Origin of the sequence: Pseudoalteromonas aliena (assembly GCF_038155085.1) — a bacterium.
GTDB lineage: Bacteria > Pseudomonadota > Gammaproteobacteria > Enterobacterales > Alteromonadaceae > Pseudoalteromonas > Pseudoalteromonas aliena_A.
The window spans coordinates 164820-187051 of record NZ_JBAKAU010000008.1 but is presented as its reverse complement, the minus strand read 5'-3'; the positions used below and the strand labels follow the sequence as shown (position 1 = coordinate 187051).

Genomic DNA, 22232 nt, shown 5'->3' with positions numbered 1-22232 from the left:
TTGATGAGATGACAAACATTGCTTACCGCATGAAAGAGCTTGCGACACAAGGTGCAAGTGATGCCAATGGTGATGCTGAATGGGCTGCACAAAGTGCTGAATATGCTGCTTTGACTGCAGAGCTTGACAGCATTATGAAAAACACCTCTTTTGGTGGTACGCTATTACTAGAAGGTACTGATAATAAATTTGGCGCTGGTGCTGTTGAATTTCAGGTTGGCTCAAGTGAAGCGGAAACATTGGAAGTGGATATCTCGGCTGCCCTGGGTACTGCAGGTACCCCTACAGCAGGAGTTGGTTTTGGTATTGATCAAATTGAAGCTGAAGGTACTACAGCAGGAACATTCGAGAATGTAGGTGAGGCTCAAGATCACTTAGCTCTTGTCGATAACTTGATTTCTGATATTGGTACCGCTCGTTCAGCGCTAGGTGCGTCAATGAATCGTCTTGAGCATACTATGACGAACGTAACAAACATGAAAGAAAATACACAAGCAGCGTCATCTACATTAATGGATGCTGACTTTGCAGCTGAAACGTCAAACATGACTAAGCAGCAGTTGTTAATGAACTCAGGTATTTCAGTGTTGAGTACTGCTAACAGCACAACACAAATGATTGGTTCGTTACTTCGTTAATTAGGTACTCTAATTAAAATGTAGTAAATGAATAGCCGTTATAAACATAGTTTATAGCGGTTATATAAATAAACGCTTTAATTTAAAGTTTTTATTTATATAAAAAACTATTGGGGAATAAAATGAGTTTATCAGCATTAGGTATAGATCCGGCTAATTTAGCTAGCCAATACACACAAATTGAGCGTGCGTCAAAAGATCAGCTTTTAAGTAGTAAAAATACAGATTTCACAAATAAAATTAAAGATTTTGATAACTTAAAAAGTAACTTATCTAGCTTTCATGATGATTTAATTGCCAGTTTAGATAGTACTACAAGTATGTTTAGTAATAGCGCCACGGTAAGTGATGATACAGCGCTTAGTATTACAGCAAGTGGTTCGGCAACGAGTGGTGATTATGATATTTTTGTTGAGCAATTAGCTCAAGCGCATCAGGTGGCATTAAGTTTTGATGCGTCTAAAGCACTAAGTACAGATGGTGAGCTAAATATTGATTTAGCCGGAAATTCGTTTTCTGTTGATTTATCAACTCTTGGCGCCAACGCAAAACTAAGTGATTTAGCAAGTGCTATTAACGGCCATATTGATAACAGTGGTGTTAAAGCAACGTTAATGCAATCAGGAGCAGAAACCTTTTTAGTAATGACTAGCGAAGAATCTGGTGCAGCTAATCAAATATCGTTAAACTTTTTATCTGGCGCAGATGCTAACGGAGCCGATATAACAGATGCGATTACAAATCAAACAGAGTTAACTGCCCCACAAGACTCTATTATTAAGCTTGGTGCAAGTTCTGCTCTAACTATTACTTCGACTACAAATACACTTGAAGATGTAATTGAGGGCGTAACAGTAAACTTAACTAAAGTACAGGCCCCTGGTGATAGCCCTATTCACGTATCCGTAGCACAAGATCAAGAAGCTAGTAAGGCTAATATTCAAGAGTTTGTAGATAAATTTAACGGCTTAGTGAGTGGTATTACTAATAGTGATAACTTAAAACGAGATAGTTTAGCGAGTGGGCTTGCGCGCTCACTGCGTAATGATTTTCAAGGAACGTTTGAAGGTAAAACCCTTTACTCTGTAGGTATAGAGTTTGATCGTACTGGTAATTTACAAATTAATAGTGAACGATTAGAAGCCGCTATGGCGGATGATCCTGAAAAATTAACTAAAATGCTAACAGGTGATACAGGCTTATTGTCAAAGCTAGAGGAGAGAGTTGAACCATATACAAAAAGCTATGGAATCATGACTGATAAAAAAGATACGTTACAAGCGAGCTTAGATATAATTATCAGACAGCAAGCAAGTCATGAGTCATCAATGGAACAAGTATACCAACGTTATTTATCGCAATTTACACAAATGCAACAGACTATTGCGCAATTAGAATCTACAATGGGTCAATTTGGAGGCTAAGGATTAATAATGTTAGATTTAAATGATGGCTTTTCTGCTTACAAAAGCACATCGGTTGATGCTAAAGCGGCCAGTGCAGATATACATAAACTTGTTTTAATGTTGTTTGATGGTTTTTTAGATGAACTAGAAAGAACTGCAGGGCATATTAATCAAAAACGTTATGATAAAAAAGCTGAAAGTATTGAAAAGTTAATGCGTATTTTAGGTGGATTAGAAGCATCACTGGACCTTGAAAAAGGTGGCGAAGTTGCTCAAAATATGCAAAAACTATATGAGCATTGCGGCCTAGCTTTACTTCAAGCGAGTTTGAAAAATGATTTGTCGTTTATTGACTCTACTCGTGTTGTAATGACTAACCTGCAAGAGGGTTGGCAAGGTTTAGGCACGCAAATAGGTTAACGCATTCTATAAGTAATATTAAACCAGCTAATTTGGCTGGTTTTTTTTTGAGATGTTTTATTGCAAGCGCTTCCATCTTGCTTCCGCTGCGGAAGGGTGGCTTCCGCTTTGTGTGTTTTTATGCATTTTTGTTTAATAAAAACAGCATTTTAAAGTTGGCTTGTTTTTTGCTTTATTTTTGTGTTGTTTTCTCATGGGTCTAGTGCTGTTTATGGTTTTATCAAGTAAAGAAACTGAAAAAAAAATAGAGCAGTTACTGGCGTATATGGAACAAGCTGTGCAAGACGGTAATTGGTTTAAGGTAAAACAAGCGGATAAAAAAATGCATTCGTTACTTAGTATTTCTCAAACAATGCCATGGTTTAACTCAATAGAGCCACAGCGAAAATTATTGAAAAAGCGTTATATAAATATAATTAATTTAATTGCTAAACAGCAATCGGTAGTAAAAGTAAAGATGCAAAACCATCAAGAAAACAAAGAAGGTATTGCCGCTTACAAGGAATTCTCTGAAGGAAGTAATTTATGAATATTCAAGTAGGCAACGGCGCACCTAAAACTGAATTTGAAGGTGTAAATAGTAAGAGAGTTATTGCAAATGCTGCAACTTCAGAAGATGCTGAAGTACAAGGTAAAGAATTTAATGAGCATACTTTAGCTAGTCAAAAAGAGATGGGTGAAGGCAACACTACAAATGATGTTGCTGACTACGAGGCGAGCGGTGATGAATACGTGTCTACAGAGTCCGCCGAACTAGATGAAAAACGTGAAAGTCATTACTTACTAAATCCGATTCAAAAACCTAAAAGTGTTGAGCATATAGTAAATTTACAAGGCTTAGTTGGCGTAGAACAAGATTTAAGTAACGTAGAGGAAGGCTTAAGTAGTGAACCATTGATTGACGGCGATTTGTTGGATAGCCCCGTTGTTAAAAGTTCAACCGAATTTACACAAGTTGTAGATTCGACAGCTAGAGCATTAGGAATGACTCAAACAAGTGATGTTATTCCTAATACTTTGAAAAAAGACAGCTTTTCTAATGAGCTTTCTCTTAATATAAATAAAGTAAGCTCAAGTAGTAATAGTCGCTTTACTCCTGAAACATCAAGCCTCATGCCGCAGTCAATTAGTGCCGACTTGAATGTGTTAGTCAATAAAAGCAATACTTCGAATGAAGTTGTTTTGCCTTTAGTAAGTCAGACCTTACAATCTCCTACGTTTCAAGGGCAACTTCGTACTATAGCTTCACAGCCAAATGTAGATAATAATATAGCACTTGCAGATATAAGTGCTGAGCAAGTTGTTACTCATAAAAGTGAATTAGCAAAGCATTCAGTTAATGCACTTTCTGGTGGAAGTTTTAATATTGAAAGTCGTGATTTTTTAAACAATAAAACGCAGTTACTTAGTCCTATAACAAATAATGGATCGTTAGTTGATACATTTGAATGGCGGCAAGAGAAACTTAAAGGATCTCCAAATGAATGGGGGCAAAGACTACTTAATGTTTTAGGTGACAAGGTTAACTTACAAATTGGGCAGCAAGTGCAGCGTGCTCAAATAAGGTTAGACCCACCTCATTTAGGTCGAATAGAAATATCAATTAATGTTGATGGCGATAAAACATCAGTTAATTTAGTAACCAGTAACCCACAAGTAAGAGATGCTATTGCTCAAACATTAGATCAGTTAAGGCAAACACTATCGCAAAATGGCAGTGTTTCAGTTGATCTAAGCTTTAGTGATAAGCAGCAAGAACAAAACCATAATTCAGAAGGTGAAAACATAGCTGAAAATTTCACCTTTACAGATAATTCTGAAACAGATGTGACAAAAGAACAAAAATCATCAACAGATTGGTTAAATAGATTAGTATAATTAATATTGATTAAAGTGAGATAAATGTGAAAAAAATATTGTTAGGGATTGGCGCTTTAATTTTAGTTGCTGGCGCTTTTTTTGCCGGTAAATTGCTTGATAGTAATTCTAAAGTAAATGATGAATCTGAGACTGCTAGTACGCAAAGTACGGTAAGTGAATCTCAGTATTATGAAATGGACCGTTTTATAATTAGTGTCTCAGATGACAGCTATGCACGATATTTGGTTTTAGATCTAGTTTTGGTTATCCCTCCAAGCATTGAAAATAAATTAGATGCTGAAAAAATAACACCTTTATTGCGTAATGTACTAGTAAAGCAATTTGCTAATATGAGCCATGCTGATGTTAAGATTTTATTTAAAGATATTGATTCTGTACAAAAAACATTATTAGAAGAATTTAATATGGTGCTAAAAAGCAAAGTATCTTTAAAATTAGAAAATGTACTTATTACCAACGTATTTATTCAGTAAGGTGCATTTAGCATGTTACTGAATGAAGAATGGGGTGAGGTTGCGTCAGACTCGTTCGTTACGCTTTCGCCGGCAAAAGAAACTGAATTATTAGCTAAGTATTCTTTTTTGGTCAAAAGAGCTGCTACTCATATGCGAACACAAGTAGGCGTGCTTGTGGATAGCGATGATATTCAGCAAATAGGTTTAGTAGCATTACTTACTTCGCTTAGACGTTATGGGCGGGATATAGATGAGAAATTTACCGCTTTTGCATTTAAGCGAATTCGTGGTGCAATGCTTGATGAATTTAGGCGCCTAGATTGGCGACCTAGACAGCTAAGGCAACAATCTCATAAATTACGAGATATGACTCGTGTTTTGAGAAAAGAGTATGGCCGCGAAGCGACAAATAGCGAATTATGTGAAGCACTCAATATTAGCCATGATGAATTAGTGGAATTACAATACAGTAGTCAGGCCGAAGCAATTGAAAGCTTAGAAAGCCTACTTGAGGATAATCCTAAGTTACCAATTAGTTCACAAAATACTACAGAGAATGATGACACAGTATTGATGTTGAAAAATGCAATGAATGGTATGAATACTCGAGAAAAATTACTTTTACAATTGTATTACACGCATGAAATGAACATGAAAGAGATAGCGCTAACACTTGAACTTACAGAAGCACGAGTTTGCCAATTACACAAACGAGCACTCGAAACTCTAACTAGAAAGCTTCAACAAACATAGTATCAGAGGGATAAAGAATGCAAAGAATTATAGGTTTAATTGTGGTACTTGCTACAGTATTAGGTGGTTTTGCTTTTGCTGGAGGCAATTTAGCTACCATGTGGCAACCTGCTGAATTTATAATAATTTTAGGGGCAGGTTTAGGGGCACTTATTGTTGGTAATTCTAAATATGTGTTAACTGAAATGTTAAGCCAATTAAAATATCAATTTATAAGTGGTAAAGGAGGTAATGCCTCTGAGCTATATCATGACCTATTATTGGTTATTTATTCACTTTTAGATTTGGCACGAATTAAAGGTATAAAAGGCCTTGATGAACACGTAGAAAACCCTGAAACAAGTTCTATTTTTCTAGCTTATCCCAAGGTTTATGAGTTTCCTCAACTAGTTACCTTTATTTGTGATAATTTGCGCTTATTTAGCATGGGTAAAATTACATCTCATGACTTTGATGCAATGTTAGAGCAAGAAATTTATACCATTGAAGAGCAAAAGTTAAAACCATCACACGCCCTTGCTGGTATTGGAGAAGCAATGCCTGGTTTTGGTATTTTAGCAGCTGTTGGCGGTATAATTATTACTATGCAACACTTAGATGGTGCACTGAGCGAAATCGGTTATCATGTTGCTGCTGCGCTTGTAGGTACATTTATTGGTATATTTGCTTGTTATTGCTTACTTGCACCTTTAGCTTCTGCTATGGAGCAATATGTAAAAAAACAGATGGCAATGCTTGAATGCGTAAGAGCTATGCTTGTGGCCCATGCTAAAGGGCACGTTCCTATTGTTGCTACGGATTCGGGGCGAAAATTAATAAATGAAGAAATTAAGCCTACCTTTACCACTATGGAAGAGTGGATAAATAATAAGGCCGCTTAATTATGGAAAAAAACAATGAAATAATAATAAAAAAAGGACGTAGAAAAGGTAGCCATGGAGCTCATGGCGGAGCTTGGAAAGTTGCTTTTGCCGATTTTACATTAGCTATGATGGCCTTTTTCATGGTGATGTGGATTATGGCTATTACTAATGAATCTGAACGAGTAGAAATAGCTCACTATATGAGAACACATTCGGTATTTGACGGTGGGCCTGCCATTTTTGATCCCCAAAATAGCCCTTTCCCTGTTGACTTAGGTGGTTCACCATCAGTGATAAAGCATTTAGAGTCTGGAGATGTACCACCAGATTCTCCTAAGCCTGGAATGAGTGAGTTTTTGCAGGTTCCTAAAGGAGAAACAGATCCTAAAGCGGGTAAAGGTGATAAACTAAATTCGGTGATTGATAGTGATTTTAAAGCATCATCAGAATTGAGTTTATTACTGAAAAGCTTCCAAGATTTGTCGAAAGAAGATTTATTGAAAAATAACTTATTAGTAGAAGAAGTTCCATCAGGATTAAGAGTTATCATTAGGGATAATGATAGCCATAAAATGTTTGAGCGTTCTAAGGATGATATGACACCATTTTTTGAAGACTTATTTTTACATTTAGGTGGCTTGTTCCGTGATATTGACAACAAAATTATTATTTCGGGACATAGTGATGCAAGTGCTTTTAAAGATGGCAGCTCAAGAAATTGGGATCTATCTGGAGAAAGAGCACAGCAAGCAAGAAAAATAATGACTGCAGGAGGAATGCCTACTAAAAGTGTATTGCAAGTAAATGCATTCTCCTCGAACCGCCCCCTTAATAAAGATAACTTACTAGCGAGTGAGAATCGACGAGTTGAGCTGTTAATCTTGACTAAGGATGCAGAGGACAAGCTTAATGAGTTATTTAATGATAATAATATTGACAGCCCTGTGAATAAGTCAGTCAAAGCAGCTACTGCAAATAAGCCTGTATTACGCCTAGAAGGTAGTTATGAGTAGCCAATTTGAAACAAAACGTAACTATAAGCGTTGGAATTTAAACCCTAAAGATAATTACGAACCCGAAGCATTACAAAGAGGGGGGATTGCAGTAGAGATATTACGAAATTTCTTTATTGATATTTCGATTTGTCATGCCGTTGCAAAAGATATTAGTGTTGGTGGTGTAGGGTTGTTAGTACCTGCCGAAAAAACTATTCCAAACACCTTTACAGTTGTATTTGATGAATACAGTCGTTTAGCTGGAAGGATAATGTATCGTAGGCCTGTTAATGAAAAGCTCATGTTTTTAGGTGTTGAGTGGGTTACTAAAAATGAACGAAAACGAAGTGAAATTGTAACGCGATTACAACAGCAAGCTCAGTATAGAAAAGAGCAAGGAAAGAAATAATGAAATTAAACTCGGAAAAGTTTTTGTATGCATAAAAAATCAAATTTCAGACCTAAGCTAATTAAAGCTGAAGAATCTGCGAGTTTTACTGCTTTCCCTCTTACGTTAGAGCAACGTGTTTTAGAGCACGCAGCTAAAAAAGCGGACGAAGTAAAAGTTAACATGCGAAAAGTTTTTGAGCTGGAACTCGCACAGCTTTTTAATGATACGCGATTTGATATTGATATTTCTCAATGTAGTCAAGGGGTGATTGAAAGCTGGTTTAAAGAGTCTCCTCGCATTTTTATTGAATGTCCTTTGTTTGTACCTGATGAGGATTCTGCTTATTTAGCACTTGACTATAAAAGCGCCCATAAAACTGCAGACTTATGTTTGGGTGGGCAGTTTAATAGTTTAAATACTTCATCTGAGGAACCTACTGAGCTACCTGGTGAATTAAGCTCTACAGAAAATAGAATTTGTTGTCGTTTGTTACAAAGACAAGTTCAGGGAATGCAAAACTTACTGTTTAGAGAGCGCTCAGCTTTATTAGGTGAAGTTCAAAAATATGAAGAACTTCCAAATTCGTTAAATTATATAGCTTTTAAAGTTCGTTTTATTTTAGAGAATGAGGTTATTAGTTGGTTTCTTTGGCTACCTATTTCTTTTTTTAATGAAAAGAGATTTAGTGCTAAAGATAAAAACAAATCTCCTGAAGGGATAGCAATGGATTCTTGGCCGCAATTTGCTGTACAAGGAAAAATTGAGATGGCAAATAAAAAAGTAACGCTTAAGCAATTAAAAGAATGTATGAATGGACAGCTTTTACCCATTGAGCTTAACGAACTTGCATTGTTTAAATTAGGTAAAAAAAATATATTTAAAGGCCAAGTCGTAGAGCAAGACTCTGGTTTAGCATTTCAAATAACAGAATTAACAAATAAAGAAACGAGTAATATAAATTATGAATGAGAATCTTGATAGTGCCTTAGCGGGTTTAGACTTAGACGGTATAGATGATTTAGAAAGTAAGTCAGCTGCTCAAGGTAATGCTGAAAATATGTCATTTTTCCAGGATGTTCCTTTATTAGTTACTTTAGAGGTTGCTAGCACAGAAATTACACTTGGTGAATTGAGCCAAGCCAAAGATGGTGATGTTTTACGGCTTGATAAAATTGCTGGTGAACCTTTAGATGTAAAGGTTAACGGCGTTTACTTTGCGAAGGCTGAAGTTGTTATGGCTGAAGGTCAGTATGGTCTGAAATTTATAAAAGAAGATGCCTCTGAACAAGAGGAAGCATCATAAAATGAACAAAAGCGTAATTTTTAAGACTGGTTTACTTTTACTATTACTGCTAATACCAGGCTGGTTAAATGCCGAAGAACTTACGCTACTTTCTTTAAAAGATACTGCGCAAGGGCAAGATTATAGCGTTAAGTTACAAATTTTGTTGCTTATGACGGTATTAAGCTTGATCCCCGCTTTATTGATGGTACTTACTTCATTTACTCGAATTATTATTGTTCTTGCAATTTTAAGGCAAGCAATGGGTCTGCAACAAAGCCCCCCAAATAAGGTTTTAATTGGTATATCGTTAATGCTAACGATGTTAATAATGAGACCTGTTTGGCAAGATATGTATCAAAATGCGTATAAACCTTTTCAAGCTGAAACAATTGGCTTAGAAGAGGCGTTAATTACGGCTGAAAGGCCTTTACGTGCTTTTATGTTGAGACAAACTAGAGAAAGTGAGCTAAGACAGGTTTTGTTAATTGCAAACGAGCCAACTACATTATCAGCTCAAGAAATTCCTTTTGAAGTGTTAATGCCTGCGTTTGTACTTAGCGAATTAACAACAGCCTTTCAAATTGGATTTATGTTATTTATTCCTTTTTTGATCATTGATTTAGTTGTAAGTAGTGTGTTGATGTCCATGGGTATGATGATGTTATCACCTTTAATTATAAGTTTACCTTTTAAGCTTATGGTTTTTGTATTAGCTGATGGTTGGTCAATGATAGCAGGTACGCTGGCTGCTACCTTTGGAATGTCGCCATGAGTCCAGAAATGGCTGTAGAGCTTATTGCTAGTGCAGTTTATACAATAATTAAATTGATTTTGGTTTTAATTGTACCTGGGCTTATTTTAGGTATTGTTGTTGCAATAATACAGGGCGCTACCTCTATACAAGAGCAAACTCTTACTTTTTTACCAAGAATGTTATTAACATTATTAATGATAGTGTTTGCCGGACATTGGATGCTCCAAATACTCATTGATTGGTTTGATAAACTCAAGTTTATGATTCCTGGAGTTTTTGGGTGAGTTCACTACTTTCACTCTCCGCGGGTGATCTTGTTAGCTGGATTGGCACTGTATGGTGGCCATTTGTTCGCTTTTCAGCGCTATTATGGTCTATGCCTGTTTTTGATAATCCAGCAGTAACACCGCGCTCGAGAATACTTCTCTCGTTAATGCTCGCTTTTTTAGTTGCTCCTCAACTACCACTCGCACCAGCGGTTGATATCTTTTCTTTGGATGCCGTCATACTAACTGCAGAACAGATCATTTTTGGTGTAATGATGGGACTATCATTACGGATGTTATTTGAGGTTATGGCGATTGTTGGACTTATATTATCAATGCAAATGGGCTTATCGATGGCATTAGTGATGGATCCAGGAAGTGGAAACCAGGTCGCATTACTTGGTCAGCTTTTTTGGATTATGTGTGCATTATTATTTTTTGCTGTTGATGGGCATTTAATTACTCTGAATGTAATGGTGGAAAGCTTTAATGTTTTTCCAATTGGAAGAAGTATTTATGACTTCAATATTCAGTCTATAATAATGTTATTTGCTTGGATGTTTTCTTCAGCATTGCTTCTGTCTTTGCCTGGTATTATTGCAATGCTATTAGTAAATCTTACATTTGGTGTAGCTAGCAGAGCTGCACCTTCACTTAATATATTTGTATTAGGTTTTCCTATGTCTCTTTTAATGGGCTTTTTTTGTGTATTCATGACTCTAGAATATACGGGGAGTTCTTTTTCTTCGTTGACGTATTACGTATTAACTGCTTTTTCGGAGGCGATGCAATAGCTTATGTCTGAAAATAGTTCCCAAGAAAAAACAGAACAACCCACAGAGAAAAGGTTAAAAAAAGCTAAGGAAGATGGGCAAGTAGCGCGATCTAAAGAGTTGAATACAGCCATACTGTTAATGGTTGCCATTTCTGGTTTACTTTGGTTTTCAAATTTATTTTATACGTTATTTGTAAACTTGATGAATACGAGCATGCAGCTCGATCATACCATTATAAATAATACTAAAATGATGCCTATTGCATTAGGTAAGGCTGTATTGGATATGCTTTCAACTTTAACACCATTCTTGCTTTTGTTGTTTTTAGCTATGTGGATTACAGGGATTTTACCGGGCGGCTTTGTTTTTTCAATGAAATCAGTATCACCTAAATTTAGTAAGTTAAATCCACTAAAGGGTTTAGGTAAAATGTTTGGCACACAATCGTTAGTGGAGTTGGTTAAATCTATTTTAAAAATCAGCTTATTAGCGATTTGTTTATATGTTTTTTTAACTAAACTATGGGGGCAATTAATGTTTTTGCAAAGCTTAGACATTAAAGTCGCTATAGGGCAAGGTATAGAGTTACTCTTTTTGTCATTAATGGTTACAGTAACTTTATTACTATTTATTGCTGTAATTGATGTTCCGTATCAGCAACACGAAATATCTAAAAAAATAAAAATGACACATCAAGAAGTAAAAGAAGAAAGAAAATCTTCAGATGGTAGTCCTGAAATTAAAAATAAGATTAGGCAAATTCAATTTCAACAAGCAAATCGTAAAATTGAAGAGAGAGTACCGACTGCTGATGTGATTGTTACTAACCCGACCCATTACGCAGTAGCAATTAAATATAGTGAAGAAGCAGCTAAAGCTCCTTATGTTGTCGCAAAAGGGGTCGATGAAATGGCACTACGTATTAGAGAAGTAGGGCGTCAAAATAATAAAGAAATAATAGAGCTTCCGGCTCTTGCAAGGGCAATATATTTTTCTACCAGAATTGATCAAGAAGTTCCTAATGGTTTATATACAGCAGTTGCTTATGTTTTGACTTATGTCATGCAACTAAAAGCTTATAAGCAGGGTCGTGGACAGCCTCCGGCTCCATTACCTGAATTAAAAATCCCCAAAAATTTACAAAAATCTTAGATGTTGGAGTCTTAATTTGAACTGGCGCAGTTTTACTCGACCTTATACAGCTATCCCTGTATTACTTTTAGCTATACTATCAATGGTTATTTTGCCATTGCCTGCATGGTTATTAGATGCATTATTCACATTTAATATTGTGTTATCTGTGATCGTACTTTTGGTGGCCGTATCTACAAAAAAACCGTTAGATTTCTCTGTATTTCCTACAATTCTACTTGTAGCTACCTTGATGAGATTGACTCTAAATATTGCTTCAACTCGTGTTGTACTTCTTCATGGTCATGAGGGATCAGATGTCGCCGGGCGGGTTATTCAAGCTTTTGGTGAAGTTGTAATTGGTGGCAATTATGTTGTTGGTATAGTTGTATTTATCATCTTAATGGTAATCAATTTTGTAGTAATAACTAAAGGTGGAGAGCGTATATCCGAAGTAGCAGCTCGCTTCACACTTGACGCTATGCCAGGTAAACAAATGGCTATTGATGCTGATCTCAATGCTGGACTTATAGGTCCTGAACAGGCAAAAGAGAGACGTGCCACTATTGCACAAGAAGCTGACTTTTATGGGTCTATGGATGGTGCATCAAAATTTGTTCGAGGTGATGCTATTGCCGGATTAATTATCCTTGTGATTAATCTATTAGGTGGTGTATCAATTGGTGCGTTTCAGCATGGATTGAGTTTAGCTGAAGCATTTCAGAGATTTGCATTACTAACCATTGGTGATGGTCTAGTTGCACAAATACCTTCTTTATTACTTGCAGTAGCAGCTGCCATCATTGTAACAAGAATGAATGATGAAGGAGATATGAGCGAAACAGTTGGAAAGCAACTGCTTGCATCTCCGAGAGTCATTTTTACCGCCGCACTCATAATGGTGGTTTTAGGAATTGTTCCTGGTATGCCAACGATTGCATTTCTAGGTTTTGCCGTTCCTTTATTCTATGTTGCTTGGCGATTGCAAAAAGCATTACCGACGACTGATTTGTTAGAAGCTGAACAAATAACTGACACTATTTTAAGTGAACAACAGGCTAATTTAGAGTGGACAGATATTTCACATGTCGATAAATTGGCGGTCGAGCTAGGGTTTAGACTCGTTTATTTAGCGGATAAAGATAAAGGTGAGGAATTAGTTAAGACGCTCAGAGGGGTGAGGAAGAACCTATCTGAACAGTTAGGCTTTTTGTTACCTGAAATCCGAATTAAGGATAATTTAAAATTAAATCCTCAAGAGTATAAAGTTAATTTAACAGGAGTTTCCGTTGCAAATGGGTTTTTAAATGCAAAAGAGCTGCTTGCTTTAAATACTGGTGATGTTTATGGAACTCTAGACGGAGAAATTACAACTGATCCTGCTTATGGCCTCGAAGCTGTGTGGATTAAAGATGATACCAAAGCTAAAGCTCTAAATATGGGCTATTCGGTTGTGGATCTTGGTACAGTTATTGCTACACATACGGGTAAGGTTATTAAAGAACATTTAGATGAATTATTTAGCTACGAAGATGTTCAAAAGTTAAATGATAGATTAAAAGAGATTTCACCAAGTTTGGCTGAAACTTTTGAGAAGTCATTATCAACTAACTTACAGCTGAAAGTTATTCGGTTACTACTTCGAGAGCATATCAGTATCAAGGATATTGTAACAATAGCTGGAACTTTAATTGATAGTGTTGAGGTGACTAAAGATCCTATTTTATTGGTATCTGATGTTCGTTGTGCTTTACAAAATGTACTAGTTAAACAAGTGATGGGTAACAATGAAGAGCTTGCAGCTTATAGCCTAGATGAAAAACTTGAAACAACGATGCAAAGTTCATTAGATCAAGCAATGCAAGCTGGTAAAGTTGCATTGGATAGTTTCCCTGTTGATCCTAATTTATTAGGGCAATTTCAGCGAATGATGCCTTTACTGGTCGATGATATGAAGACTCGAGGTGTTACTCCAGTTTTAATTGTTATCCCTCAATTAAGGCCTCTGCTTGCTAGATATGCTAAAACCTTTACAAAAGGTGGGCTAGTTGTTCTTTCTTATAATGAAATTCCAGATTACGTAAGAGTTAATATTTTAGGATCATTAGGTTAATTTTATTTTTTTAGTTATACTGAACAAGTGGTGAACTAAATGCAATTATAGTTGCATTTAGTTCTAATTAACTATAATCTAACATATCAAGTAAGCCTTATGGGCGAGTGATAGTCTATTGAGTATTCATTATTAAGTAATAATAGTTAAGTAAATAAAATAGCAAACTTCATGAAAATGTAGGACGCAAAGCTACCAGTCTAAGGGATGACTATGATCGTGGGGCTACATTAACTTAGCGGTATCATTTAATACTATAAGTGTATTTATATGCATTTCGCTGTTTATATTAAATAGGACCCAGTCGGTCTATTCAAGGTTGTATGGAATACTCATGAGTAATATTTTTATACCAATAAAACTCTTAATTTGTTGTTTATTTTTAGCTATTACAATTAATGTAGTAAATGCTAAAGAACAAAACTTTACTCAAAGTTATGAAAAAGGATTATGGTCGACAAAAGAAAACTCCTTTTTTTGTCATTTAGGTCAAACCTTTGATGAGTATGCATCTTTAGAAGTTATTAGTGTTCCTGCTGAACCTCAAAAATTAGTTCTTAAATGGCTATTATCAGACAAAAAAGTAACAGACGTTCAAGTATTTTCCAGAAAAGCCGATTGGCAATCTAAGAGTATTTCTCCGCCACAACTTAATTTATTCACCGCAGATATAAGTAATAACGCAGCCACATTTGATGTTGATGAAAGCACAATATTAAGAGTTATAAAACAAGGTGGGTGGCTTGATAGTGTTGTCGGTTTTGGAGATGAGCAGTTGCGACTCACTTTTACTAATATTCTTAGTGATGATGCAGTCGGAAAATATCAACACTGTTTGTCTAATTTATCTCCTTTGTCATGGAAGCAAGCAAGAGATCATGAAATCCATTTTCAAACAGGCAAGCGTACAGTAGATAAACAAGAAGATTTAGATTTTTTAAAAGATCTTGTTCGTTATGTCTTATTAGATAAGGATGTTACTAAAGTTATGGTTGATGGCCACACCGATAACGTAGGTTCACCTTTAGCAAATCGTCTTCTTTCAAAAGAAAGGGCTGATGATGTAGCTTCTAGATTAGTTGAGTTTGGTTTGCCCAAAGACATGTTAGAAGTTCGCGCCCATGGCCAACGTTATCCTGTTGCCAAAAATTCAAATAAAGGATTAGCATCCAATCGCCGTGTTTTAATTCGATTGTTTCGACATTCAAATTAACGTATTTCGTAGAGGATAAAATGAGCCAAAAATACCTTTTATGGATAAGTGAACAGCAACCCTCTATAGAATTTAGGGAAGCAGTTATATCTGAAAATTTTAAATTTTCACATACTAATTCTATTGCTGATGCAGTAAGTCATTGTATTAGTATTAAACCTGAGCTTATTTTTGTTGATGCAGATATTCAAAATATTGAATTAGTAGAGCTAATTAAACTTCTTCGTAAAACATGCCCAATTACACAGGTGGTCTCGCTTGTTGATTCTTCACAAAGTGAAATCGCATCAAGAACTATAAATATCGGTGGTGCGGTTGATTATTTGTTAAAGCCTTTCTTCGGGGAACAACTAAAAAACACTATCCGTAATGCTAATTCAATGAAGCATGGTGTTGAAGATTTAATTGCAGTTTCAACAAAATCACAGCAAGTCTTGCGTTTAGCTAATCGAGCTGCACAAACATCGGCAAGTGTTTTAATCACTGGAGAGTCAGGTACAGGTAAAGAGAAGTTAGCCCATTTTATTCATAAAGCATCTGAACGTGCTGATAAGTCTTTTGTGGCTGTTAATTGTGCTGCGATACCTGAGAACATGCTCGAAGCAATGTTATTTGGATATAATAAAGGTGCTTTTACTGGTGCTGTTAACTCCCAAGCAGGTAAGTTTGAACTTGCAAATGGAGGGACAATATTACTTGATGAAATAACTGAACTCCCACTTGATTTACAAGCAAAACTACTGCGTGTTTTACAAGAGCGTGAAGTTGAAAGATTAGGTAGTCATCAGAAAATAAATTTAGATATACGAGTTATCGCAGCTTCTAATAAAGTATTGAGAGAGCAAGTTGAAAAAGGCTATTTCAGAGAAGATTTATTCTATCGATTAGATGTATTGCCACTTAGTTGGCCAGCACTTCGAGACCGAACTGACGATATTTTGCCACTGGCTCATTATTTTATTAAAAAATATGGTACATCTGAGTTTCATATCAGCAAACAAGCGGAAGACTTAATGCTCTGTTATAACTGGCCTGGAAACGTGAGAGAGCTTGAAAATGTGATGCAAAGAGCGCTTGTTATGGCCCGAGGTGCGGAAATTCAGTCTGATGATCTTAACCTGCCTCATTGTTTACCGGCAGCTGCTAGCTTTTGTTCATCTCAATTGAAAGAAAGCAAAAAACAAGCTGAATTTGATTATATTTATAGTCTACTAAGTCGCTTTAAAGGACATAGAACTCAAACAGCTGATGCGCTTGGAGTAAGTACTCGAGCATTAAGATATAAACTTGCCGCTATGCGTGAATACGGTATTGATATAGATGCAATAGCATAATTTAAAGGAAATCCTAATGTCACCGATTGAAAGTCAACGAATGATGCTTGGTAAAATGATGGAAATGCAGCAATTAGCTGCATCTGATCGAATTGAGCCTAATATAATCCCTAACGAAAACGTAAATATAGGTGAAGATTTTAAACATGTTGTTCGTTCAATAAATGAACAGCAGAACATCGCTGGAGATATGATGAAAGCCGTTGATACGGGAGAAAGTGAAGATGTTGTTGGTGCAATGATCGCAAGTCAAAAAGCAAGTTTAAGTTTTTCAATGCTTATGGAGGTGCGAAATAAAGTGCTCAATGGCATTGATGATGTAATGCGAATGTCACTCTAGAGGCTGATGATGAAGGGCGAATTAACTAAAGTACCAGAGTTAGATAATAACAACATGAAGCTAAAAGAAAAAGTTGTTAACTTCTCTAATAAATTAAACTTCAATGCAAGTAGTGATAGAAGCGTCGCAACAATAGCTTTATTAGCAACACTTGTAGCTGCAACAATTGTATTAATTTTATGGACATCAGCTAAAAATTATGTACCTCTTTATGGAAATCAAGAGAGCTATGATAAAGCAAATATTTTAGAGATACTTGATAAAGAGCAAATTACATTTCGAATTGATACTGATAGTGGCAATATTTTAGTTCCCCAAGAGAAGTTAGCTGATGCAAGGATTACTCTTGCTGCAAGAGGTATTAAAGCTTCAATGCCAGAAGGCATGGAAAATATTAGTGATAAAGTTTCAATGGGAACTAGCCAATTTATCGAATCAATGCAATACCAGCATGCATTAGAAGGAGAACTTGCTAGAACTATCATTAATATGCAAGGAGTTCGAAATGCGCGAGTGCATTTAGCAGTCCCAAAACGTAGTCTTTTTGTTGGCCGAACAGAACAAAAAACAGCGGCTTCGGTCATGGTTGACTTAGCTCCAGGGCATGAGCTTAAGCCTGAGCAAGTTGAGGCTATAATTGCTTTAGTTATTGGTAGTGTTCCTGGTTTAAATGCTAAATCTGTTTCAGTAGTTGATCAGCGCGGCAAGCTGCTAAGTGGTGATTTATTTGATAACACGCCAGTTGGTAAAGAAACAGATAAAAAATTAGCATTTATTGAGAAAGTTGAACGAAATATTGAGCAAAGAGCATCAATAATGCTATTGCCTATATTGGGTGAAAATAACTTTAGGATTCAAGTTTCTACGGATGTGGATTTTAGCGTAGTAGAGGAAACTAAAGAGCTAGTAGATCCTCAAAATGTATTAAAGCAAGAATTTATAAAATCAGATACTACTTTAGATCAATTTGCTGCAGGGATTCCTGGTTCGCTAGCAAACGAACCGCCTGTACCAAATGAGCAAGTTGATGGTGAGGATAATGAGCGAACTTCAGAAAGAAGTGAAAGTAATAGGCAATTTGAAAATGGACGCTCTGTTACTCATACACAGTTTGAAGTTGGTAGAGTGAAATCAATGAGTTTATCCGTACTGATTAATGAAGGAGCATCTTTAGAGGATGCAGGATGGACAGAGGATCGTTTAGCATCATTAGGAGAAATGGTTAAAAAAGCTACTGGTTATAATGAGGCTAGAGGAGATCAGTTTAATATAACAAGTTTCGTTTTTGTAAAAGAAAAAGTGTTAGCGCCAGGCGAAGGGCTTGAATGGTGGCAAATGCCAGAACTTAAAGAATATGCTCGATATATTTTTGGTACGTTAATTAGCATTTTATTAATTTTATTTGGAGTTCGTCCTTTAGTTAATCATTTAATTAAAGGAAGAAGTAACTCTGAATTATCAACGGCTCAACAAGATGAAAGTCAGGTTAGAACTAGCGATATTAAAGATAGGCAGAGTACTCCGCTTGATGATGCAATTAGTTCTAACGCTAAAGTAGATAGTTTAGGATCTAAAGAGGGTAGCGTAGATCACTCTGCAATACCTCTACCTCAGATAGGTAATGATTTTGAGGAGCAAATTGCTCACATGCAGCTTTTAGCAAGCAGAGAGACAGAGCGGGTAACATCAGTAATAAAATATTGGGTAGAGCAAGGGGTTGAAATTGAATCAAGAAAAGCTTGATAAGGTAACATCGTTACCTGCATTAGACAGAGCAGCAATTTTATTGTTAAGCATGGGTGAAGAAAATGCAGCCAGTGTTATCCGCAAGCTAGGTCGTCGTGAAGTTCAAGCTATCTCAGAAAGAATGGCTAAAATCTCTAATGTTACTCAAAAAGAAGTCGCGTCTACCTTGAGTGAATTTTTTGATTGTTACAGAAATGAAAGTGGTGTTAATGGTGCATCTAGAGCCTATTTAGAGAGAGCATTAGACAAAGCTGTTGGAAGAAAGTTAGCAAAAACAATGCTCGATGACATTTATGGTGGCGCAATGAACGATGACCTACGTCGTTTAGAGTGGATTCCACCTGAGCTTATAGTTCGCTTTCTTGAGCAAGAGCATGTACAAATGCAGGCTCTGTTTTTAGCTTTTTTACCCCCAGAGCAAGCATCTGCAATCATTGCTTTATTCCCAGAATCGAAGCATGACGATTTACTTTACAGAATTGCGAGCTTGCGAGAAGTTAGCGAACATGTAATTGATGATGTTCGTTTAACCTTAGAAGCATGTATTGAATTTGTGGGCCGTCAGGTTGGAGCACAAGTTAATGGTGTAGATAAAGCTGTTGAAATTATGAATCGTTATAACGGTAATAAGAGTCAAATTATCGAAATGATGAAAAAACAAAACAGTATTGTTGCTGATGAAGTTCAAGAAAAAATGTACGACTTTGATGGTCTGGCTAAACAAACAGATGAAACACTTACTCAGTTGCTAAATGATATTCCAGATGAATTATGGGTCATGTCATTGAAAGGTGCTGAAAGTGAGCTTCTTGAGAGAATTTTAGGCTCTCTTCCTAAACGATTAGCCCAAGTTTACCAACAGCAAATTGATGGTTTAGCATCGCAGCCTTTAAGTAAAGTTAGAGCTGCACGAAAAGAAATTATGTCTATCGTAAGAGACATGACTAAGCGTGGGGAATTAGAGTACCGCTTGTATCAAGAAGAAACTGCAGGATAATCATGACAGAAGCATTTCGTTTTCCTGTTTTAAATAAAGTAGAACAGCAACAAACGCTCCATGAGCGTTTGGAAGCTGCTGAACGTGCTGGTTGGCAAAGTGGATATGAAAAGGGGCTCGAGCAAGGAGCACTTGATAAACAACGTGATTTAGAACAACAAGTTGAGTATAAAGTTGAGACATTATTAAATGAACGTTTAGAGTCTGAAAAAAAGATATTAGTTGATCACTTTAATGTTATTTTTGAAAAAACTAGCAATGAGTTATCTTCTCTCTCAGCAGATTTAAAAAATGATATTACTCAAATAATTACTAAATTGGCTGAATTCGTTATAGATAATGAATTAACAATGCAGCCTAAAATAAGATTAGAGTTAGTAGAGAAAGCTATACAGCTTCTCTCTGATAGAGATGTTGTTACAAAAATAGTTTTTTCTTCTGCGGATAAAGAGTGGTTAGACTCAGCAACATTAAAAGACTTCGCTATACCTATTAATTTTGATGATGAACTCACTTCGGGTGATGTGGAATTGATAGCAGAGCAGCAAACACATAGCTTTTCCTTTTCTCAGCGTTTACAAAGTTTACTTGACAGTATTATCCCTGAAATACTAAGAAATGACTCTGATGAACAGTGATTTACATTCTCGATTAAAGTCAGCCTTAAGTTCGCTTTCACCTCCTCCTTTAATTCAAAGCTATGGACGCCTTATTAGAGTTAATGGTTTAACTTTGACTGCAACTGGTGGGCAATTTGCAATTGGTGAAAAGTACCAGGTTGAGAGTGTTGATGGAATTTGGTACGACGTTGAGGTTATAGGCTTTAGTCAAACTGAAGCGTATTTAATGCCGCTTAAAAAAGCTCAAAATTTATGCTCTGGTGGTCGAGTTAGGCCTGCTATAAAAAATTCTAATATTGCGATTTCAGAAAAGTTACTTGGGCGTGTTGTTGATGCACAGATGCAACCAATCGATAATTTAGGTAAATTAGAAAGTGATGACACTGTAAATCTATCTAAACTCCCAAAAGATAATTCATTAACTCCCTTAGAGCGTAAAGGAGTAACGGAGCCTTTAGATGTCGGGATTAGAGCTATTAATAGCCTTTTCAGTGTTGGCAAAGGGCAGCGCTTAGGATTGTTTGCCGGTTCTGGTGTTGGTAAAAGTAAGTTGTTAGGAATGATGACTCGCTATACATCTGCGGACGTTGTTATTGTTAGCTTAGTAGGTGAGCGAGGCTGGGAAGTTAAGGAGTTTATAGAGCAAAGTTTAGGTGAAGAAGGTCTAAAAAAAGCAATTATCATCGCTTCACCAGCGGACGACTCGCCCTTATTACGTGTGAAAGCTGCAGAGTTAAGCCATCGATTAGCGGCTTTTTTTAGAGATAAAAACTTGAATGTTTTATTATTAATGGATTCTTTAACTAGGTATGCCCAGGCTCAACGTGAGATAGGTTTATCTGTTGGTGAGCTCCCTGCTTCAAAGGGGTATCCGCCTTCTGTATTTAGCAAGCTAACTCAGCTCGTTGAAAGCTCCGGGAATAGTGAAAAAAGTAAAGGTTCAATGACGGCGATATATACTGTTTTAGCTGAAGGTGATGATCAGCAAGACCCTATTGCAGATAACGCCCGAGCTATACTGGATGGGCATATTGTTTTAGACCGTACCTTAGCTGAAAAAGGACATTATCCGGCAATAAACATAGCTGCTTCTATAAGCCGAGTTATGCCAAATATAGTCACTCCGGAGCAGCTCCAGTATTGTTACAAATTAAAAAAATTATATAGTCGTTATATGCAAGTGCATGAGTTGATCCCACTTGGCGCATATCAAGCAGGCAAAGATCCTGAACTTGATAGCGCAGTTGCACTTTATCCCGAAATAGAGTCGTTTTTGTGCCAAGGTCTCAATGAGAAAGTTGATTTTGATCAATCACATACGCAACTAAATGAAATTATGAGTAAGCTAAATGTTAAATAAGTATTTAGTCATTCAAAAAGATAAGCTTGATCTTATGCTCGCTAAACAAGCCCAATTACAGCTAAAAAGTTTAGAGGAACAGCAACGCTTAGCCCAGTTGCAATTACATATTGATAGTATGGATAAAAGTATGCAGATGAAATCTGCTATTAGCTTGCAAAATTTATCAGGAATGAAGGGAATTTTAAGTGGTTTGTCTAATCAGCAAAGTACACGCTTAAAGGACTCTCAACAGGATGAGTTACGACAGCAGCAAGCTTGCCTAAAGCAAATGACTTTCACTAAAGGGATTGAAGGAATTGTAAAAAATAGAGTGTCGCTTAAGCAAGATAATGTTAATAAACAAGAAGAAAAAGCCTTAGATGAAATGGTTAGCCAAGCTTATGTTCGTCAGCTTTATAAATAAATTCTACGTTTTTTAATCATATACTCTTAACCGTTTTTCTTTATTCCCCATTTATCGATAACTTTTTTGTTACAATGCCGGCAAAGCAA

General features: G+C 36.3%; 25 protein-coding genes and 1 riboswitch. All 25 genes read left to right on the top strand.

From position 1 onward, the window contains the following. Positions 1–638 (top strand): flagellin (locus V6260_RS10285; RefSeq protein ID WP_341593985.1); only part of this gene is annotated, 638 nt, incomplete at its 5' end. Positions 639–760: 122 nt separating this feature from the next. Further along, positions 761–2062 carry a flagellar filament capping protein FliD gene (gene fliD, locus V6260_RS10280; protein ID WP_341593984.1) on the top strand — a complete coding sequence of 434 codons (1302 nt, stop codon included), beginning with the start codon at positions 761–763 and terminating at the stop codon, positions 2060–2062. Positions 2063–2071: 9 nt separating this feature from the next. After that, positions 2072–2464, top strand: coding sequence for a flagellar export chaperone FliS (gene fliS, locus V6260_RS10275; protein WP_341593983.1), 393 nt, complete (start codon positions 2072–2074; stop codon positions 2462–2464). A gap of 211 nt (positions 2465–2675) precedes the next feature. Further along, positions 2676–2993, top strand: coding sequence for a hypothetical protein (locus V6260_RS10270; protein ID WP_341593982.1), 318 nt, complete (start codon positions 2676–2678; stop codon positions 2991–2993). Continuing rightward, positions 2990–4342, top strand: a complete 1353-nt coding sequence (locus V6260_RS10265) for a flagellar hook-length control protein FliK (protein WP_341593981.1) — start codon at positions 2990–2992, stop codon at positions 4340–4342. Before V6260_RS10270 ends, V6260_RS10265 begins: the two co-directional genes overlap by 4 nt. Before the next feature lie 26 nt (positions 4343–4368). After that, positions 4369–4818 carry a flagellar basal body-associated FliL family protein gene (locus V6260_RS10260; RefSeq protein ID WP_341593980.1) on the top strand — a complete coding sequence of 150 codons (450 nt, stop codon included), beginning with the start codon at positions 4369–4371 and terminating at the stop codon, positions 4816–4818. Between the two features lie 12 nt (positions 4819–4830). Then, positions 4831–5553: a FliA/WhiG family RNA polymerase sigma factor gene (locus V6260_RS10255; RefSeq protein ID WP_341593979.1), complete on the top strand. Its 723-nt coding sequence runs from the start codon at positions 4831–4833 to the stop codon at positions 5551–5553. 17 nt (positions 5554–5570) lie between these two features. Further along, on the top strand, positions 5571–6434 hold the full coding sequence (motA, locus tag V6260_RS10250) for a flagellar motor stator protein MotA (protein ID WP_341593978.1): 864 nt from the start codon (positions 5571–5573) through the stop codon (positions 6432–6434). A 2-nt stretch (positions 6435–6436) separates the two neighbouring features. Next, positions 6437–7429 (top strand): flagellar motor protein MotB, encoded by a 993-nt coding sequence (locus tag V6260_RS10245; protein ID WP_341593977.1) that lies wholly within the window; start codon positions 6437–6439, stop codon positions 7427–7429. After that, entirely contained in the window at positions 7422–7820 is a 399-nt protein-coding gene (locus tag V6260_RS10240) for a PilZ domain-containing protein (protein WP_341593976.1), read from the top strand. The genes V6260_RS10245 and V6260_RS10240 overlap by 8 nt, the downstream gene beginning before the upstream one ends. A 162-nt stretch (positions 7821–7982) precedes the next feature. After that, positions 7983–8771 carry a FliM/FliN family flagellar motor switch protein gene (locus tag V6260_RS10235; RefSeq protein WP_341593975.1) on the top strand — a complete coding sequence of 263 codons (789 nt, stop codon included), beginning with the start codon at positions 7983–7985 and terminating at the stop codon, positions 8769–8771. Beyond that, on the top strand, positions 8764–9105 hold the full coding sequence (locus V6260_RS10230; RefSeq protein ID WP_341593974.1) for a FliM/FliN family flagellar motor switch protein: 342 nt from the start codon (positions 8764–8766) through the stop codon (positions 9103–9105). The genes V6260_RS10235 and V6260_RS10230 overlap by 8 nt, the downstream gene beginning before the upstream one ends. Before the next feature lies 1 nt (position 9106). Then, a complete protein-coding gene (gene fliP / locus V6260_RS10225) occupies positions 9107–9859 on the top strand; it encodes a flagellar type III secretion system pore protein FliP (protein ID WP_341593973.1) in 753 nt (250 codons plus the stop codon). Next, the gene (locus tag V6260_RS10220) at positions 9856–10125 is read left to right on the top strand and encodes a flagellar biosynthetic protein FliQ (RefSeq protein WP_341593972.1); all 270 of its coding nucleotides are present in this window, start codon (positions 9856–9858) and stop codon (positions 10123–10125) included. The genes fliP and V6260_RS10220 overlap by 4 nt, the downstream gene beginning before the upstream one ends. Continuing rightward, complete coding sequence (fliR, locus tag V6260_RS10215; protein WP_341593971.1) at positions 10122–10901, top strand: flagellar biosynthetic protein FliR; 780 nt, start codon at positions 10122–10124, stop codon at positions 10899–10901. Before V6260_RS10220 ends, fliR begins: the two co-directional genes overlap by 4 nt. Before the next feature lie 3 nt (positions 10902–10904). Further along, positions 10905–12035 carry a flagellar biosynthesis protein FlhB gene (gene flhB, locus V6260_RS10210; protein ID WP_341593970.1) on the top strand — a complete coding sequence of 377 codons (1131 nt, stop codon included), beginning with the start codon at positions 10905–10907 and terminating at the stop codon, positions 12033–12035. Between the two features lie 16 nt (positions 12036–12051). Continuing rightward, positions 12052–14127: a flagellar biosynthesis protein FlhA gene (flhA, locus tag V6260_RS10205; protein ID WP_341593969.1), complete on the top strand. Its 2076-nt coding sequence runs from the start codon at positions 12052–12054 to the stop codon at positions 14125–14127. Positions 14128–14278: 151 nt separating this feature from the next. Further along, positions 14279–14360, top strand: a riboswitch (cyclic di-GMP riboswitch). Between the two features lie 101 nt (positions 14361–14461). Beyond that, on the top strand, positions 14462–15340 hold the full coding sequence (locus V6260_RS10200) for an OmpA family protein (protein ID WP_341593968.1): 879 nt from the start codon (positions 14462–14464) through the stop codon (positions 15338–15340). A gap of 20 nt (positions 15341–15360) precedes the next feature. Beyond that, positions 15361–16674, top strand: coding sequence for a sigma-54 dependent transcriptional regulator (locus tag V6260_RS10195; RefSeq protein WP_341593967.1), 1314 nt, complete (start codon positions 15361–15363; stop codon positions 16672–16674). Positions 16675–16690: 16 nt separating this feature from the next. Further along, positions 16691–17014, top strand: coding sequence for a flagellar hook-basal body complex protein FliE (locus V6260_RS10190; RefSeq protein WP_341593966.1), 324 nt, complete (start codon positions 16691–16693; stop codon positions 17012–17014). A 6-nt stretch (positions 17015–17020) separates the two neighbouring features. Then, positions 17021–18757: a flagellar basal-body MS-ring/collar protein FliF gene (fliF, locus tag V6260_RS10185; protein WP_341593965.1), complete on the top strand. Its 1737-nt coding sequence runs from the start codon at positions 17021–17023 to the stop codon at positions 18755–18757. Next, complete coding sequence (locus tag V6260_RS10180; RefSeq protein WP_341593964.1) at positions 18738–19757, top strand: FliG C-terminal domain-containing protein; 1020 nt, start codon at positions 18738–18740, stop codon at positions 19755–19757. Before fliF ends, V6260_RS10180 begins: the two co-directional genes overlap by 20 nt. A gap of 2 nt (positions 19758–19759) precedes the next feature. Then, the gene (locus V6260_RS10175; RefSeq protein ID WP_341593963.1) at positions 19760–20395 is read left to right on the top strand and encodes a FliH/SctL family protein; all 636 of its coding nucleotides are present in this window, start codon (positions 19760–19762) and stop codon (positions 20393–20395) included. Continuing rightward, positions 20385–21737, top strand: a complete 1353-nt coding sequence (locus V6260_RS10170) for a FliI/YscN family ATPase (RefSeq protein WP_341593962.1) — start codon at positions 20385–20387, stop codon at positions 21735–21737. The genes V6260_RS10175 and V6260_RS10170 overlap by 11 nt, the downstream gene beginning before the upstream one ends. Further along, complete coding sequence (locus V6260_RS10165; protein WP_341593961.1) at positions 21727–22143, top strand: hypothetical protein; 417 nt, start codon at positions 21727–21729, stop codon at positions 22141–22143. Before V6260_RS10170 ends, V6260_RS10165 begins: the two co-directional genes overlap by 11 nt. The last annotated feature ends 89 nt before the right edge of the window (positions 22144–22232 follow it).